Source organism: Chrysosporum bergii ANA360D, assembly GCF_029891735.1.
Taxonomy (GTDB): Bacteria; Cyanobacteriota; Cyanobacteriia; order Cyanobacteriales; family Nostocaceae; genus Umezakia; species Umezakia bergii.
This window is the reverse complement of sequence record NZ_JANQDH010000092.1, coordinates 1-15683: the sequence shown is the minus strand read 5'-3', so window position 1 is coordinate 15683 and position 15683 is coordinate 1. Positions and strand designations below refer to the sequence as shown.

The 15683-nt window shown below is 41.5% G+C and carries 13 protein-coding genes; 6 read left to right on the top strand and 7 right to left on the bottom strand.

The genetic code is table 11. The features are described from left to right. Positions 1-223: 223 nt before the first annotated feature. The 4 genes from ligA to truB all read left to right on the top strand — a co-directional run bounded on the left by ligA (position 224) and on the right by truB (position 6329). Positions 224-2260, top strand: a complete 2037-nt coding sequence (gene ligA, locus NWP17_RS13875) for an NAD-dependent DNA ligase LigA (RefSeq protein ID WP_280655486.1) — start codon at positions 224-226, stop codon at positions 2258-2260. A gap of 45 nt (positions 2261-2305) precedes the next feature. Further along, positions 2306-3070 (top strand): hypothetical protein, encoded by a 765-nt coding sequence (locus NWP17_RS13870; RefSeq protein WP_280655485.1) that lies wholly within the window; start codon positions 2306-2308, stop codon positions 3068-3070. A 638-nt stretch (positions 3071-3708) separates the two neighbouring features. After that, complete coding sequence (locus tag NWP17_RS13865; RefSeq protein WP_280655484.1) at positions 3709-5364, top strand: alpha/beta hydrolase; 1656 nt, start codon at positions 3709-3711, stop codon at positions 5362-5364. A 62-nt stretch (positions 5365-5426) separates the two neighbouring features. Further along, entirely contained in the window at positions 5427-6329 is a 903-nt protein-coding gene (gene truB / locus NWP17_RS13860) for a tRNA pseudouridine(55) synthase TruB (protein ID WP_280655483.1), read from the top strand. Positions 6330-6390: 61 nt separating this feature from the next. Here truB and NWP17_RS13855 read toward each other — a convergent pair whose 3' ends face one another. From NWP17_RS13855 to NWP17_RS13845, 3 genes are all read right to left on the bottom strand, one after another. After that, complete coding sequence (locus NWP17_RS13855) at positions 6391-8385, bottom strand: TonB-dependent receptor plug domain-containing protein (RefSeq protein ID WP_280655505.1); 1995 nt, start codon at positions 8383-8385, stop codon at positions 6391-6393. A 188-nt stretch (positions 8386-8573) separates the two neighbouring features. Continuing rightward, positions 8574-9191, bottom strand: coding sequence for an anti-sigma factor family protein (locus NWP17_RS13850; protein ID WP_280655482.1), 618 nt, complete (start codon positions 9189-9191; stop codon positions 8574-8576). Positions 9192-9323: 132 nt separating this feature from the next. After that, the gene (locus NWP17_RS13845; protein ID WP_280655481.1) at positions 9324-9980 is read right to left on the bottom strand and encodes a sigma-70 family RNA polymerase sigma factor; all 657 of its coding nucleotides are present in this window, start codon (positions 9978-9980) and stop codon (positions 9324-9326) included. A 364-nt stretch (positions 9981-10344) separates the two neighbouring features. Here NWP17_RS13845 and NWP17_RS13840 point away from each other — a divergent pair, with 364 nt between their 5' ends. Together NWP17_RS13840 and NWP17_RS13835 are read left to right on the top strand one after the other, a co-directional pair. Next, positions 10345-10518 (top strand): hypothetical protein, encoded by a 174-nt coding sequence (locus NWP17_RS13840; protein ID WP_280655480.1) that lies wholly within the window; start codon positions 10345-10347, stop codon positions 10516-10518. Positions 10519-10610: 92 nt separating this feature from the next. Next, positions 10611-11285 carry a L,D-transpeptidase gene (locus NWP17_RS13835; RefSeq protein ID WP_280655479.1) on the top strand — a complete coding sequence of 225 codons (675 nt, stop codon included), beginning with the start codon at positions 10611-10613 and terminating at the stop codon, positions 11283-11285. Between the two features lie 42 nt (positions 11286-11327). Here the strand turns inward: NWP17_RS13835 and NWP17_RS13830 are convergent, their stop codons facing one another. The 4 genes from NWP17_RS13830 to NWP17_RS13815 all read right to left on the bottom strand — a co-directional run bounded on the left by NWP17_RS13830 (position 11328) and on the right by NWP17_RS13815 (position 15398). Continuing rightward, positions 11328-11870, bottom strand: a complete 543-nt coding sequence (locus tag NWP17_RS13830) for a late competence development ComFB family protein (protein ID WP_280655478.1) — start codon at positions 11868-11870, stop codon at positions 11328-11330. Between the two features lie 114 nt (positions 11871-11984). Continuing rightward, positions 11985-12905, bottom strand: coding sequence for a M23 family metallopeptidase (locus tag NWP17_RS13825; RefSeq protein WP_280655477.1), 921 nt, complete (start codon positions 12903-12905; stop codon positions 11985-11987). 84 nt (positions 12906-12989) lie between these two features. Further along, positions 12990-14162: an ABC transporter permease DevC gene (gene devC / locus NWP17_RS13820; RefSeq protein WP_280655504.1), complete on the bottom strand. Its 1173-nt coding sequence runs from the start codon at positions 14160-14162 to the stop codon at positions 12990-12992. Positions 14163-14180: 18 nt separating this feature from the next. Beyond that, entirely contained in the window at positions 14181-15398 is a 1218-nt protein-coding gene (locus NWP17_RS13815; protein ID WP_280655476.1) for an ABC exporter membrane fusion protein, read from the bottom strand. Between the last annotated feature and the right edge of the window lie 285 nt (positions 15399-15683).

Genomic DNA, 15683 nt, shown 5'->3' with positions numbered 1-15683 from the left:
CAGGGGCTTTTCTTCTACCGGATGATATCATGTCCTGGTAATGAGTTACCATTAAGCAGCGAGCAGGACTTATACTGAGTGCAGTCAAAGTATAGTCAAAGTATGCTCGCACTACATATGTTGAGAAAATACAGAAACTATAATCATGTCGCCCCTGAAAAAATGCGAGATAATCTATAAGAACAAAGTTTGTCTATTTGTTTGATAATTGGCAATCAACATAATGATACAAAGTCAGTCAGAAAGAAAACGTATAGAAGAACTGCGCCATTTGTTGCGACAAGCCAACTATGCCTACTATGTTTTAGATGCACCGATTATGGAGGATGCAGTTTATGACCAGCTTTATCGAGAACTACAAACCCTAGAAAGTGAATATTCAGAATTCATCACTCCCGACAGTCCCACTCAGCGCGTGGGTGAGAAACCAGCTACACATTTTACATCAATACGTCATAATATTCCCCTCTACAGTTTGGAAAATGCCTTTAGTATTGATGAGTTACAAGGATGGGATCAGCGTTGGCGGCGACAAGTACCCAAATTAGATAGAGTGGAATATGTTTCTGAACTGAAAATAGATGGTTCTGCTTTGGCTTTGACCTATGAAAATGGGTTGTTAGTTAGAGGTGTCACCAGGGGTGATGGGGTAGTGGGTGAAGATATTACCCAAAATGTGCGAACAATTCGGTCAATTCCTTTGCGGTTGAATTTTGCAGATGCAAAAAGCTGGGAAAAAGTAGAAGTTCGCGGGGAAGTGTTTTTACCTATAGAAGTGTTTAAACAAATTAACGCCGAAAGACAAAAAGCTGGGGAAAATTTATTTGCTAATCCCCGTAATGCCGCAGCTGGTACACTCAGGCAATTAGACCCGCGCATTGTCGCCCAGCGACGGTTGGATTTTTTTGCTTACACATTGCATATTTCTGGGATGGATGACGCGAGTATTGCTAATACTCAATGGGAGGCTTTAGAGTTATTGGCAAAAATGGGTTTTCCCGTTAACCCTAACCATAAACTTTGTCACTCAATTTCAGAAGTAGCAGAATATTATGAACACTGGGATACAGAACGCCTAAACTTACCCTACATGACTGATGGGGTAGTGGTGAAGTTAAATTCTTTTAAGTTACAAGAACAACTGGGTTTTACCCAAAAGTTCCCCCGATGGGCTATAGCTTTAAAGTATCCAGCTGAAGAAGCGCCGACACGAGTAGAAAATATTTCTGTCAATGTGGGGAGAACTGGGGCGTTAACGCCATTAGCAGAAATGCGTCCGGTGCAACTAGCAGGAACAACAGTTTCCCGCGCTACTCTACATAATAGCGATCGCATCCTGCAATTAGATATCCGCATTGGTGACACAGTTATTGTTCGCAAAGCCGGGGAAATTATACCCGAAGTAGTACGAGTATTAAAAGAACTGCGTCCAGAAAATACCCAACCTTTTACAATGCCCACCCATTGCCCGGTGTGCGGTCAATGGGTGGTGCGGGAGTCTGGCGAGGCGGTGACTCGTTGTGTTAATGCTTCCTGTCCGGCTATTCTCAAGGGAGAAATTGAACATTGGGTGAGTAGGGATGCTTTGGACATTAAAGGTATGGGGGAAAAGCTAGTACATCAACTTGTAGATAGAGGTTTGGTGTCTTCTGTTGCTGATTTATATGACTTGACAGTAGAACAATTATGTGCATTAGAAAGAATGGGGGAAAAATCAGCACAAAAATTAACAGATGCCGTTGCTCACTCAAAAAAACAACCTTGGTTTAGAGTATTGTATGGTTTAGGTATTCGTCATGTTGGTACTGTTAATGCCCAATTATTAACCCAAAAATACCCCACTGTAGAACAGTTAGCCACAGCCAAGCAATCAGATATTGAGGGTATTTACGGTATTGGGGCAGAAATTGCTCAATCTGTATATCAGTGGTTCCGCATTACTGCCAATCAAGTTTTAATTGAACGTTTACAACAAGCAGGATTACAATTAGCGGCCGCAGAAGTAAAAACAACAGTTAGCACAAGTGTTCAAAAATTGGCTGGTAAAACTTTTGTAATTACAGGCACTCTGCCCACTTTATCACGGGATGAAGCCAAGCAATTAATTCAAAATGCCGGGGGTAAGGTGACTAATTCCGTGAGTAAAAAAACTAATTATTTGCTAGTGGGGGAAGATGCTGGTTCTAAATTAAGCAAAGCCGAAGTTTTAGGAATTACTCAGTTAACTGAGGCGGTGTTGTTACAAATGTTAGCCGATTAACAAAGAGTAATGGTATTATTGCCATAGCGTTTTGTTTCAGCACCTATGAGTAAACACAGTCGATTTTGGGTTTTTGTGTTGGCGGTAATTATGGGATGGTGTATCAGCTTGACCCATCCTGTCATGGCCGCGCCTTTGTCTCCACTGGCATACCTTGACTCTTCTCTGTTAGAAACATTACTTACACGCAGTTATACCAGAGCAGTTGAAGATGCGGAAAATGCAGACGAGTCTGAAATTTATGCAACCCTACAAGCTATTTCCATCAACAATCCTAATTTAAAATGGAGAGATTACCAGGGTGAAAAACAAGTATTAATGGTAACTTGGACATCCTGGAATGGTTATGATAGTCAAGTGGGCTTACCTATGGAATTAAGTCGAGAAATTTGGGTAACCGCGGTTCCAGAATTAAAAACCTTTACCCAAACTTTAAACCTTGACCCAGAAAGTCTGACCTTACGCTTAGAACAATATCTGGGTTTACCACCTCACAACGGTAAAACAAAATTTGTGGAAATGTGGGTCAATGCTACTGATTTATTTCGCCCTTGTCCCGATGCAGAAATTAACGATACTAGCTGTGATGTCAAGTTTTCTGACAATGTTGACTTGCAACATCAAAACTGGATCAATAATTTACAATTAGCCTCCTATGGTGACAGGGGTTATCCCTGGACAAGATTAGGTTATACCTATGATTGGGGGAGTCTACAGGGTGAAGTTGGCGCTAGTGAATTTGTGGTGAAAAAAGGGGCAAAAGTGATGATTGAATCTGTGAAAAATACTGTAAACTACACCAAATCCTAGAACCAAGTATTCCCGAATACTCTTACATCACCGACCTTCTGGGTCGGTGAATATGTCAACATTTACACTTGTATGTCACGTGTTTAAGAAATGTTATATTAGCGATCGCTACAATATTTTTAGCATTTAATTACTGTCTATTTATTATTTATTATGCAAAGTCTAGCGTTGACTTATGGTGCTTTTGGAGAGTCAGCACTAGGCAGGGTAGATTGATTAATATGATTTAAAACTACATTAGACAAAATAAATTTTTATTTGCTATTATTATCTAGTGAGTGAAATTTAGGAATCATTTGGGAATCTACAAGTCTGGCAGATGAGAGTTAAGTGACGTAGCCATAAATACTTGTGATTATAGTGCTGGTAAATCAAGCATACATTCAAAGAACATTTTAAAAGCAGTATGGTAAGCTCTTTTGATGAGGTTTTTATGTTAGTAATAAACTTTTAAAACATCCTCTCAGGTGCATCTTTAAAGCGTTGAAAAATTAAATTTAAATTTTTACCTGATTATTCATAAAAATCCTGGAGAATGTATAAAACGAAATCACATAATATTAATTTAATTGTCCGGGGTGTCTAAATCACTACCATAGCCAACGCCTAGCTAACAACATCACCAAAATAGTTGAGCGATGAATAGTTTGTTTGATAATTGGACAAGCAACCTGAAAAAAAATTCGCTCTTAATGATTATGGCAATACTGCTGCCAACCGTAGTAATTAATACGGTTATAATGACAGCAGAGCGAATTTGTGCGACTTTTTCCGCCATGGAAACGTCGATTTCAGTCACAGCCTTACAGAAATACGCCGAAGATGGTGTCATTGACAATGAATTATCATTTTATCAACAATATCTGCCTGCAAAGCAGTTACAAGAATTGCAGGTACTTTTACACACACCTGTTAAGGCCAGTCCAGTGCTGGTTTCTCAATTCCTCCACACCCCTCAAGGCGAGTTTCTGTTAAAGCGTTTGGCGCAAGTGGTTCAACCAGAATCTCGTCAACCAGAACCTGCATTTCACGCCTTAAGGTCAGCATTTATTTCAGCTTCTGCTGAACCAGAGGGTTTAACAATATTAAATCTGTTACGCAAATATCCTTATAGCAGTATTCATATTGATTTAAAGCGTGGTTTCGCCATGGCTAGGGAACTAGAAAGAGTAGTTAATCAGACTCAACGGGCGATGGACGCAGTAAAAAAACAGTCTAATATAGAAGCTGCTAAAACTCCAAAAGCTCTGAATTTATTACAATTAGTAAATTTAGATAGTCAAGGAGAGTTTGAATCGCAAAAACACACACTAAAGTTTTTTGACTCACAACGCCATCGCCTGTTACTAACTGATGTTTACATACCCCATGTCCAGAGTCCAGCCCCTGTAATTGTCATTTCTCATGGTTTGGGTACAGACAGCAGCAACTTTGAATATTTAGCTACACATCTGGCTTCCCACGGATTAGCGGTAGTTGTTCCTAATCATCCGGGTAGCAGTCCTGAAAAATTACAAACATCATTGCATAAAAACAGCCATAAAGTCATAGAAGCAAATGAATTTAAAAACCAACCCCTAGATGTAACATATGTCTTAAATCAACTGGAAAAGATCAACCAGTCGGATTTACGCTTTCAGCAGCGATTTAATCTGCAACAAGTGGGAGTCTTTGGTCAATCTTTAGGGGGCTACACAGCCTTAGCTTTAGCAGGTGCAAAAATTAATTTTCAGCAATTAAAACAAGACTGTACAGCACAAGCCTTAGACAAATCCTGGAATATGTCTCTACTATTCCAATGCAGTGCTTTGGCCTTAAATAACCACTCCAGTCAAGAGTATAACTTGCAGGATGAGAGAGTAAAAGCGGCGATCGCAGTTAACCCCATCACCAGCTCAATTTTTGGTCAAGCAGGTTTAAGCCAAATCAAAACTCCCATCATGATTGTTGGTAGTAGTGATGATACTGTTGCGCCTACCTTATACGAGCAAATTCAACCTTTTTCCTGGTTAAATAACTCTCATAAGTATCTGGTCATGCTTTGGAGTGGAACTCACTTTTCCACCATTGGTGATAGAAACTCCAGCAGCCAGCAGGTATCATTACCCAAAGATTTAGTGGGCGATGCTTCTCAAGCACGTTACTACATGAAGGTTTTAGGTTTATCTTTCTTCCAAACTTATATAGCCAAGCAGTCACAATACCTACCCTATCTTAATGCAGCTTATGCCCAAACTATTTCCCGCGATTCTCTAGGGTTGAGTCTTGTTCAATCTTCGGCTAAATTAAATTAAGCTGTTGTGCTGCGTTAAAATTCAGCTGGGAAACTCAATTGTCGCCATAAAACAAATTCACTGTGCAAGGTTTTCTCAACTTAAACAAACCCTTTAATTGGACATCTCACGACTGCGTGGCGCGAGTGAGAAAACTCCTGCGTCTCAAACGTGTGGGACACGCGGGAACTTTGGATCCAGCAGCTACCGGAGTTTTACCCATTGCGCTGGGTAAAGCCACCAGATTATTACAATATTTACCAGATAATAAAGCCTACAAAGCTAGTATTCGCCTAGGGGTGCAGACCACCACCGATGATTTACAAGGTGAAATCATTACTTCTCAACCTTGTGCAGAATTGGATCTGGCAGCGGTAACCAATGCAATGGCACAATTCAAAGGTAAAATCATCCAAGTACCACCAATTTACAGTGCCATTCAGGTAGATGGGAAACGTCTGTACGACTTAGCCCGGAAAGGCGAAACCGTAGAAGTTCCCCAACGCACAGTAGAAATTTTTCACACAGAAATTTTAGATTGGCGAGTAGGAGATTTTCCTGAATTAGATGTCGCTATTACCTGTGGCGGTGGTACATATATTAGAGCGATCGCCCGTGATTTAGGCGCAATCTTAGGAACTGGTGGTACTCTGGCCGCTTTAATCCGCACAGCAAGTAGTGGTTTTGATCTTACGGACAGTATCACTTTAACTGACTTAGAAACACAAATACAAAGTGGGACATTTCAACCCAGCCCCCCCGATACCGCCTTACAGCATTTACCATCTATCACATTACCCCCGACAGCCGCTCAAAAATGGTGTCATGGGCAAAAAATGCCTGTAAATGAAGACTTTTCTGGCACAGTTAGAGTTTACCATAGTGGGGAGCCTAGTGTGGGAGGCAATCTAGAAACTTCCTTTCTAGGTATAGGAAAACTAGAGGAAGGTATACTAGTACCTGCCACAGTGTTAGAACAGTGTTAGAAAGTTAAAGGTAGTAAGGGCAGTATAGCATTTCTGAAACACGTGAGATACAAATGACAAATTACAGATTTGACGTTAAACCCACACGAAGAGTCAAGCCAGGACTGTAGATCCGATTAACTTTTTCATGCTGCTGATCAAGTAAATTTTCTACATAAACTGTCAGTCCCAAATTGGGTGTTATGGGAATGCGACTACTCAAGTCCAAATTCCAGAAGGAGGGTATAAAATCTCTACTCGATTGATTTTGATTTGTGAACAAAGCTCGACGAGTGCCACTGTTATAGGTAACATACAAATTAGCTTGCCAGCCTGAATTTTGATAACCCACACCAGCTTGAGCTACAGAATAAGGAATAAAACCTAACTGTAAACCTTTTTCTGTTCCTGTTTTGATTTCAGCATCTGTGTAGGTATAGTTGACAAAAGTTGACCAGTTATTAGCAACTTGTAATCTTAATGCTGCTTCTAAACCATTAGTATCCACTAGCCCTACATTTGCCCATCTTCCGGCCAGGATGGCTAGGCGATTATCTAAACTACTACCAAAGTATGTCAACTGTCCAGTCAAATTATTTGACAATTTAACATCCACACCCGCAGTCCAAGATGAACCTGTTTCTGGGACTAAATCAGGGTTAGCCTGCCAATTGTGAACAGTATCATATAGATATAATTGATCTAAATCAGGATTACGCTGTCCTCCGGCCCAACTTCCCCTAATTGCTACTGTTGGTGAGAGGGTATAACGTAAGCCAGCACTAGGGTTGAGATAATTACCAAACTGGCCATCAAAGCTTTGTCTGAGTCCTAAATCTATTTGAAAATTATCACTAATGTTGAAAGTGTTAACAGCAAACAATGCTGTATTTAACACATTTCTATTTTCCGTCTCATTCAAATCACGTCTATCAGGTCTGGTACTGAAAGTATCACCATTTAAGTTAGTGTTCTTTAAATCTAATCCCCAACGTAATTGATGACTGGGGGTTAATTTCCAGATATGGTCTACTCTGGCTGTGAGTTGTTGTGTGTCTAAAACACCCCGACGATTAAATTCTTGTCCACTAAATACTGTAGGTCCATAAGTGCTGAAGTAATCTTTGTTGTAACCGAGGGTGGTTGTGAGGTTAGAACTTTCTCCTTCACCTAACCGAGTTTGCCAAGATAACCCCACATTCAAGCCATCATGGTCTAATCTATCTTTTTGCAGGGGAAACCCAAAATAAATTAAGCCGCGACGACTGCTGAGGGTTTTGATATCTAAATTCAAAGAGTTTTTACTATCTAAATCTAAAGCAATACTGCCAAAGTAAGTACTAGTAGCTGTGTCTGCATTGGATAAATATCCTTGAGCATCACGATTAGCTGCACCCACAGGAACGGGATAACGATTGTCTATAAAGTACCTTTCAAAGCTGAAATTATATCGAGCATCACCAGATGAACCACCATAACTTATCTGTTGATTATTTAAATTTAATGAGCCGAATTCCGCACTACCAGTTAGTTTCGGTTCACCATAACCTTTTTTGGTGATGATATTCACCACACCGCCAAAGGCTGATGAACCATACAAAGCAGAGGTAACACCACTATATAATTCTACTTGTTCGATGGCCTCTACAGGAATACTGTTTAAGTCTGTTGCACCATGATAAGTGTTGACATTATTGTTAATTGGTCTGCCATTAATCATAAATACAGACTGATTAATTGAAGCCCCCCGGTAGTATGTACCTGTGTGAATATCAGCACCATGTCCGACATTGTTAATGGCAAAACCAGGCATTCTTTTTAATACGTCAGCTACACTTGTAGCACCTTGTTTTTGGATTTCTTCTTGATCGATGACGTAAACAGGGGTAGACTCGGGTAAAGGGTCTTGTTCGCCGATTACATCTATGAAAATATCTGCTTCTTTTTGTGGTTGAGTTTCCGGGTTAACTTCAATCGGTATAGATTCTTGAGTTAATAACTCCCCATTAGCCACAGCCGGCAAGGCTATTAACAGACTCGGTAAAGCAACTGGTAAGAAAAAAAAATACTTATTCACTTGGTCTAGGTTAAGCAAAAATTACTAAGTGGTATTTTTGCGCCTACAGTACACTAATGTCAAAAGACATCCTGTCATACTTTATTAAAAAAAGGGAATAGGAAACAATTTAAAACCTAAAATCAGTATAAACCCAGAGAGTATGGGGTTATACTGTTGGGCTTTTAGGGTTGATCGTAAAATGGTGACTAATTGATATTTGGTTGAATTTCCCCTAGTATAGGCTGGTCTAGCTCAACAGATGGTTCTGGACTTGCTATTGCTGCTTTGGGAATTTCTATAACTGGGTTGTTCAAGGCCACCATGAGAGGAGAAGTTGAAACTCCAGGTTTTTTTGTACCTGGTGTAAAGTTAACTGGTTGTTGTTGGGCTAGTTGTGGTGTGTGGAAGTCACCACCTGACACTAACCCAGATACAGCACCGATGACACAAGCAGCTAAAGCAGCGCTTCCCATGATCCACATTGGGCGGTAACAGTGGCGCACACGCTTTAATACTTGCTCAACCCTTGCTTCTGGCGACTCTGGGGCTTTTGGTACTGGCAAAGTCCGCAAGCCTCGCCGTAAGTTAAGTAATCTAATATACAGGCGTTGGGCAGAGGCATCGTTTTTTAGCCACTCCTCAACTTGCCTGCTTTCGGTAGCTGTTACCTCTCCATCGAGGTAAGCACTTAATAACTCGAAGCGATCGCGCTTCTCCATATCCATAGCACCCGTTGACTCATTGGTATGCCGGCCTGTTCCATCTGGCAAATCTTGAGGATCTAGCCCGGAGGAACTGTCATCAAAGGTCGAATTAGTATTCATTATAGCATTCTGACCAATTCATATGCGGGTCAAGCGAGTCAGAAATCCTGATCAATTCATTAAATTACTTTCTGAGGAAACCAGGATTTTTAACTAACATCACAATTCTTAAACAAGGTTTAATTTTTACCGTTAGGAATCTAGATAATTTTGCAACTGAGCTTGCAATCTGGATCTAGCTCTGGCGATTCTGGATTTCACTGTTCCTAATGAAACGCCGGTAATTTCGGCAATTTCTTCATATGCCATACCTTCAATTTCCCTAAGCACAATGGTAGTCCGAAACACTTCAGGTAAATCTGCGATCGCTTCCCGCAGTTGCTCGTAAAACTCTCTAGTTGTCAGTTCCTCCTCTGGTCCTGGAGTATCTCCTGGGATTTCCCAATCCATTTCCCCGTCTTCTACTGTGCGGGGAGCATCCAGTGACAAGGGAGTGGCTACCCGCTTACGTTTACGCAGCTCGTCGTAAAACAAGTTAGTAGCAATGCGGCTTAACCACCCTTTGAATTTGGCTGGTTCTTGTAATCGGTTAACATTTCGATACACTCGAATCCACACTTCTTGAGCTAAATCTGCCCTGTCGGGCCAATCTGGAGCCAGGTGGTATAAAACTCGATCAACTTGACTTTGATAGCGGCGCAATAATTCTGCAAACGCAGCGCGATCTGGGCGCAGTCCTGCTTGACAGCGTAAAATCAGATCGTGATTAGAGAGTTTGTCAACTTGCACCGGTGCGTTCGGGTATTTTGCATCGACAGTTGACCAGGATACAGTAATCGATTGGCTCATAGATCGTACTGAATTTTAAATCATCCCTATCTATTAGACAAGGTAATGGGCGGAATGTTCCTGTAAAAAGGACGGATATTTGATTGGTACACAACGGTATAGAAGGTTAAAAATATCAAAAACTATAGCTAAGGTCTGTTTTGACCTCTCATGAGACCATAGCGGTGTTTTGAGGGATTTTTTTTTAATTTTTGATCTCCCCACCATTTTACTCTTACTGTGCAGTTAGCATTATCCGACCACTTACCATTGACAAAATTAGCTAGATATGCGCTGCCGGCTAAGGCTATATTTGGGGTTGGAAACGGTTTCATCGCCAAAATTTCAGCCTTATGGCAGACAAAAATGCGAATTTTTCGGTTTTATGCTTAAATCATTAGTTGATTTACTGTTTGAGGAGTTATGTAACGGCTTTGCCAAAAGTTGCTTGATAGTTCTGTTAATATGGGCGGAGTTGCCGATAAAAACCAGTTATTTTTCCGGTGTTTTGACCATCATTGATGTTGATGAGGCATATACTTCAAAAACAGTAAGTTAAACTGGGGAGATTATCAACAATCTAGGAGGAATTTATCTTCGTGCATTGGTTGATACGCCTTGGTTAAGAGAAAATCTTATAAACAATAGGCGATGGCAATGGTAAAAAATCAATCTGTAGCGCGTATATTCATGTTTCTGTGTTTTGGGACAGCCATTTTATCATTAGCTGTCCATTGGCGCATAAGCAGAAGTCAAGGGCAGTTTGACGAAGCAGCTTCCGCAGCAGCCAGCCCACAGTCAATGGCTGATAGCCCTTCTAAACGAGCTATACAACCCACTGGCCATCAGTCCGGTTCAATTCAGTTATCGCCCAGGATGCGATCGCTATTTTTAGGACGAAGGCGCAATTCCCCGGCTTTGTCCTCAGCAAAATCATCTCAAACAGAAGTGGTAGTGAATTTAAGCGATCGCCGTACCTACGTTTACAAAGCTGGTGAAGTGATAGCCAGTTACCCCATTGCTGTAGGTAAAAAAGGTTGGGAAACCCCCACAGGTTCCTTCCGCGTCACGGATATGGAAGAATATCCTATGTGGCAGCACCCAATCACTAACAAAATATTTCCGTCTGGTGCTGATAGTCCTTTAGGAGCGCGATGGATTGGTTTTTGGTCAGATGGACGCAATGTGATTGGCTTTCACGGCACACCAGATACACACTTGTTGGGATATGCTATCTCTCATGGCTGTATCAGAATGCGTAATGATGATGTCCGCTTATTATATGAACAAGTAAATATCGGCACGCTTGTTTCCGTGCGTAATTGATGAACTTCCATGATCACTGGCAGTACAAAACCCCGTTGATGATTAAAATTGGGATTGTTGCTCAAAGTCCGGTGCGTAGACATTAAGTAAATGACTGACTTGGCGCAGGATTTCATTACCAGTACTTTTGCATACCACAGGTGTTTTCTTGTTGTTGGGTTGCTGGAGATTACGTCCTATGGACTCGGTGATTTGCTGGGAAATTAACTCTTGTAATTCTGCCTTGGCACGTAGACGTTGGTAGTTAGCGCCTTCTTCTGTGGTGGCATATAAGGGTGGTAAGCGGTTGAGGGCATAAGCAGCTATATCTCCCACATCCAAGGAACTGTCGCTGGTAGCCTCAATTTCTGCGGCTCTAGTAATCGCTTCACTCAACACCAATTCTTCCATAACATTAATGAATTGTTTGCGAGGAATCGCCACTACCTCGCCAGTCAATAGTGCCCCCATTAATCGATCTAGCGCCATATACTCCTCTATTGATAGTTCTGATGCGTTATCACAGATTTTTCCAACCTCTGCTTCCATTACTGGTGTCAAATAACCATCCTGGAGAGCTTGTTCTACAATTTTTTCTATACTCATAACGCTCATCATATGTACGCTAGCCGAGCAGGGTGGGGACGGTATCAATCTGCCTAGTGATTAGCAGAAAGTATATAATAGATTCTCATTAGTGCGTCATTAATTTAATATCTACTAATCTACTCCATCAAATCTCCAGGGTACTGGATCAACAGACTGGCCATTGACATATAAACCCCAGTGCAAGTGGGGTCCTGTAGAAGCACCTGTAGAACCAACTGTACCGACTAATTGACCAGCTTTGACGAAATCACCTTCTTGGACTTCAATACTGTTGAGGTGTAGTAAAATACTTGTTAATCCTTGTCCATGGTCAATGCCAACTGTATTACCGTGAACCAGAAACCCTCCGGACACCGTACCTACCAACGCCACCCTTCCCGCAGCTGGAGCGACTACAGGCGAACCCTTAGCGCCAGCGTAATCAACACCACGATGGTAGTAGTCATTGGCAAATTTACCGTTATAGTAACGACGTACACCATAAATAGTAGTAACCCGCCCTGCATTTGGTTCCACAAGTGGTCCACTCCAATACTTTTGGGGTGTTTGCAGCTTTTTAAAAGCGGCGACGCGCTCGAGTTCATGTTCTGTAGCTTTTACCCCAGCTTTTCCTGGTGGTAAATTAATGCGTTGTGTGGGAAAAGAGCGATTACGCAAATTAACAGCCAAGTTTCGCACTTCCCCATTGGCAAAAACTTTCATTGTTAGGTTTCCTGGTTGATCCATGGGAGTGGTAGGAATTAAAGCCCGATATTTATTGGGCGCGATGGCAAATGCTGGATAAGAGTTTTCATCCACAACCACCCTAGGATTACTACTTTTATCTAGATTATCCACATTAATCACCACAGATAGGGTGTCCCCCAACTGAGGATTACTGGGAGTCACCTGGGTTGACAAAGCTTCCACAGGTAAAGCCAAGAGTACCACAAACACAGATGCCAATATGCCCATGAACAGGTTTTTCATGGGTTGACGTTTCCAGCTTCTCAAATTAAAATTTGTTTCTCTAGTGTGATTATCTATACTCATAAACCCACAACACAATGTCTTACTGCTATTGACTACAAGACTAATATTATTTACATTTGTATCTGACGTGTTCAAGAAATGCTATCAAAACATATCGGCTGGATCAGCAGATCGCAGTTTACGGGTGGCGATCGCTCCGGAAATTGAACACATAATGATAGTTAAAACCAGCACCTGTAAACCACGAACTAATGTCATATACATGGGCAAATTAGTGGCGGTGCGGGTGATGTGATAGAGTCCCAAAGATACAGCTACCCCAGGAATAAAGCCCAATGCTGCTAAAATTAACGCTTCTTCAAATACCACACTTAGCAAGTAAGAATTATTATATCCCAGTGCTTTAAAAGTCGCATATTCTCTGACATGGGCATTGACATCGGTGGAAAGAACTTGATAAACCAGAATTACCCCCACCGCAAAACCCATGGAGACACCAAGGCTAAAAATAAAGCCAATGGGGGAATTTGTTCTCCAGAAGTTGTTCTCAAATTCAATAAATTCTGCGTGAGTCATCACCTTGACATCATTTCTCAGGTAGGCTTGCAATTGTACTGCTACTTTTTTCGGGTCATATCCTGGTTTTACCTGTATTAAACCTAAACTGATACTACTGGAAGGACGTGGAGAAAATAACCGCAGAAAGTTTTGATCGCTAGTTATTAGGCTACCATCAGAACCAAAGGAAGCACCCACTGTAAACAAACCACTGATGGTAATTGTGCGGCCTTCTATTTCCGTGGTGATTTTTTTACCTTGGTCAATTTCAGCAACAGCTTGTTGATAATCTCCCCTAGCACTGCGGTCAAATAAAACTGTATCCGGTAGCTTGATTGACTGTAACTGCTGATTGACATCCGGTAAATCAAAAGCTGGCTTGTCGGGATTAAAGCCGATGACTTGCACCGATGTTTCCCGGCGTGTTTGGGGATTCTTCCAGATGATGTTGTTAATATACATTGCTTCTGCTGAGTACACTCCCGGAATATCCATGGCTTGATACAGTCGCCGCCGGGAAAATGGGGGCATATTTTGCATACTACGGGCTTGGGGACTAGTTAACACAATGTCTGCTTGCAAGCTGCGATGTAGTCTAGTGTTACTGTCATATAATGCGGTTTGAAAGCCCATTTGCATGAACATCAAAACATCAGCAAAGGCTATCCCTGACAAGGCTACCAGCAAACGGCTTTTTTCGCGACTCAGTTGCAACCATCCTAGGGGTGTACGCCGGCGCAGTTGTTTGATTAATCCCATCATATGAAGTGGTGCTGATTAAGGATGTGATGAAAAATTAGACAGTTCAATTATTGCCTTCACCTGCATATTGGTTAATTGGGCAGCTTTTTGATTGGAAGTTTGATCTAGTCGGATATAAACCTCTACTACTCTGTTGTCAATGTTGCTGGCTGGGTCAGTGTTAATTACATTTTGCCGCCTCACTTGTAAGCCTTTACGCTCTACTGTTCCCTGTAATTCAATGGGCAAAAAATCACCAAATACTTGCACCTTCTGCCCTGGATTCACTTTGCCAATGTCGCTTTCGTAAACTTCCGCAATCACGTACATTTGGCTGGTTTGGCCAATATCGGCAATACCATGACTAGAAATTAATTCCCCTGGGCGGGAGTGGATCTCAAATATTTGACCATCTTGAGGCGATCGCACATAAGCTTGTTGTAAATTTACTTCAGCCCTTTTCATGGCTGCTATAGCCCGGTTTACTTCCGCTGCAGCCGCTTCTATATCCACTTTTGGCACTTCAGTAATTCCATCTAGTGTTGCTGTGGCTGCTTTGATCTGTTCCTGGCTCGTTAACTTGATGTGAGTTAATTGTGTTTGTGCTTCTTGCAAATTTTTTTGGGCTGTTTCTAGTTGTAAGCGTTTGCTGTCTCTTTGGGAGGCTGATATTGCCCCCTCTTGATACAGTTCTTCATATCTTTGGTCTTCTGATCTGGCGTGATGCACTTCCGCTTGTAATCGAGCTATGGTAATTTTTTGGGCGGCAATATCACCTTGGCGTTTTGCTTCTAGGCGCGCAATTGTGGCTTGTTGTGCTAATATTTCTCCACGTTGAGCACCTGCTTTGATGCGGTTGAGGTTGGCTTGTTCCACTTTTACCTGTTCCTCAGTTTCTTTTAAAGCAGCTAACAAGCGATCGCGGCTATCTAAAATTGCTATTACCTGCCCTACTTTCACTCTATCCCCCTCCTGTACCAACAGTTCCTGTACCCGACTTCCTTCTGAAGTAGTGGTGGCGGAGAGTTTAATCACTTTTCCTTTTGGTTCAATCCGTCCTAAAGATGTTACTGTTTTTAGCTCTGGTAGTAGTGTGTCCGCCTGTGGTGGCTTCTGATTGATGCTATTCTGAAGTTTTAATACTGTATAAACACTACTACCAATCACTGTTAAAGAGACAATGATAGCTATAAAAAATGGGGGACGTAAAATAGATTGAGAAGATATTGATCGATTTAGCTTTGAATTCTGCACAATAGCATACCTTTGAAGCAATTCCAAATAGGCTGATTCAAATCGGTAAATGTCCTGCTTAACTCTCTTTTATCACTCAGCAGAGGAAAAAAATCTCATGCTTTCCCTGTTTTTTGGACATATAGCATTTCTTAAACAAGTGAGATACAAATGTAAATGCTCGCCCTGTAACACAAGCATCCTGCTTGTTAATGATGTACCTCACTAAGGGTGAGAACCGCCATAACACAGATTTTTAATTAGTTCTGCTTCCACTAGTCAATGATCTAATGTAAATGCTCGCCC

Coding starts and splice junctions, on each gene's coding strand:
- ligA (WP_280655486.1), top strand. CDS start 224: ATGATACAAAGTCAGTCAGAAAGAAAACGTATAGAAGAACTGCGCCAT.
- NWP17_RS13870 (WP_280655485.1), top strand. CDS start 2,306: ATGAGTAAACACAGTCGATTTTGGGTTTTTGTGTTGGCGGTAATTATG.
- NWP17_RS13865 (WP_280655484.1), top strand. CDS start 3,709: ATGAATAGTTTGTTTGATAATTGGACAAGCAACCTGAAAAAAAATTCG.
- NWP17_RS13850 (WP_280655482.1), bottom strand. CDS start 9,191: ATGAATACTAATTCGACCTTTGATGACAGTTCCTCCGGGCTAGATCCT.
- NWP17_RS13845 (WP_280655481.1), bottom strand. CDS start 9,980: ATGAGCCAATCGATTACTGTATCCTGGTCAACTGTCGATGCAAAATAC.
- NWP17_RS13840 (WP_280655480.1), top strand. CDS start 10,345: ATGCTTAAATCATTAGTTGATTTACTGTTTGAGGAGTTATGTAACGGC.
- NWP17_RS13835 (WP_280655479.1), top strand. CDS start 10,611: ATGGCAATGGTAAAAAATCAATCTGTAGCGCGTATATTCATGTTTCTG.
- NWP17_RS13830 (WP_280655478.1), bottom strand. CDS start 11,870: ATGAGTATAGAAAAAATTGTAGAACAAGCTCTCCAGGATGGTTATTTG.
- NWP17_RS13825 (WP_280655477.1), bottom strand. CDS start 12,905: ATGAGTATAGATAATCACACTAGAGAAACAAATTTTAATTTGAGAAGC.
- devC (WP_280655504.1), bottom strand. CDS start 14,162: ATGGGATTAATCAAACAACTGCGCCGGCGTACACCCCTAGGATGGTTG.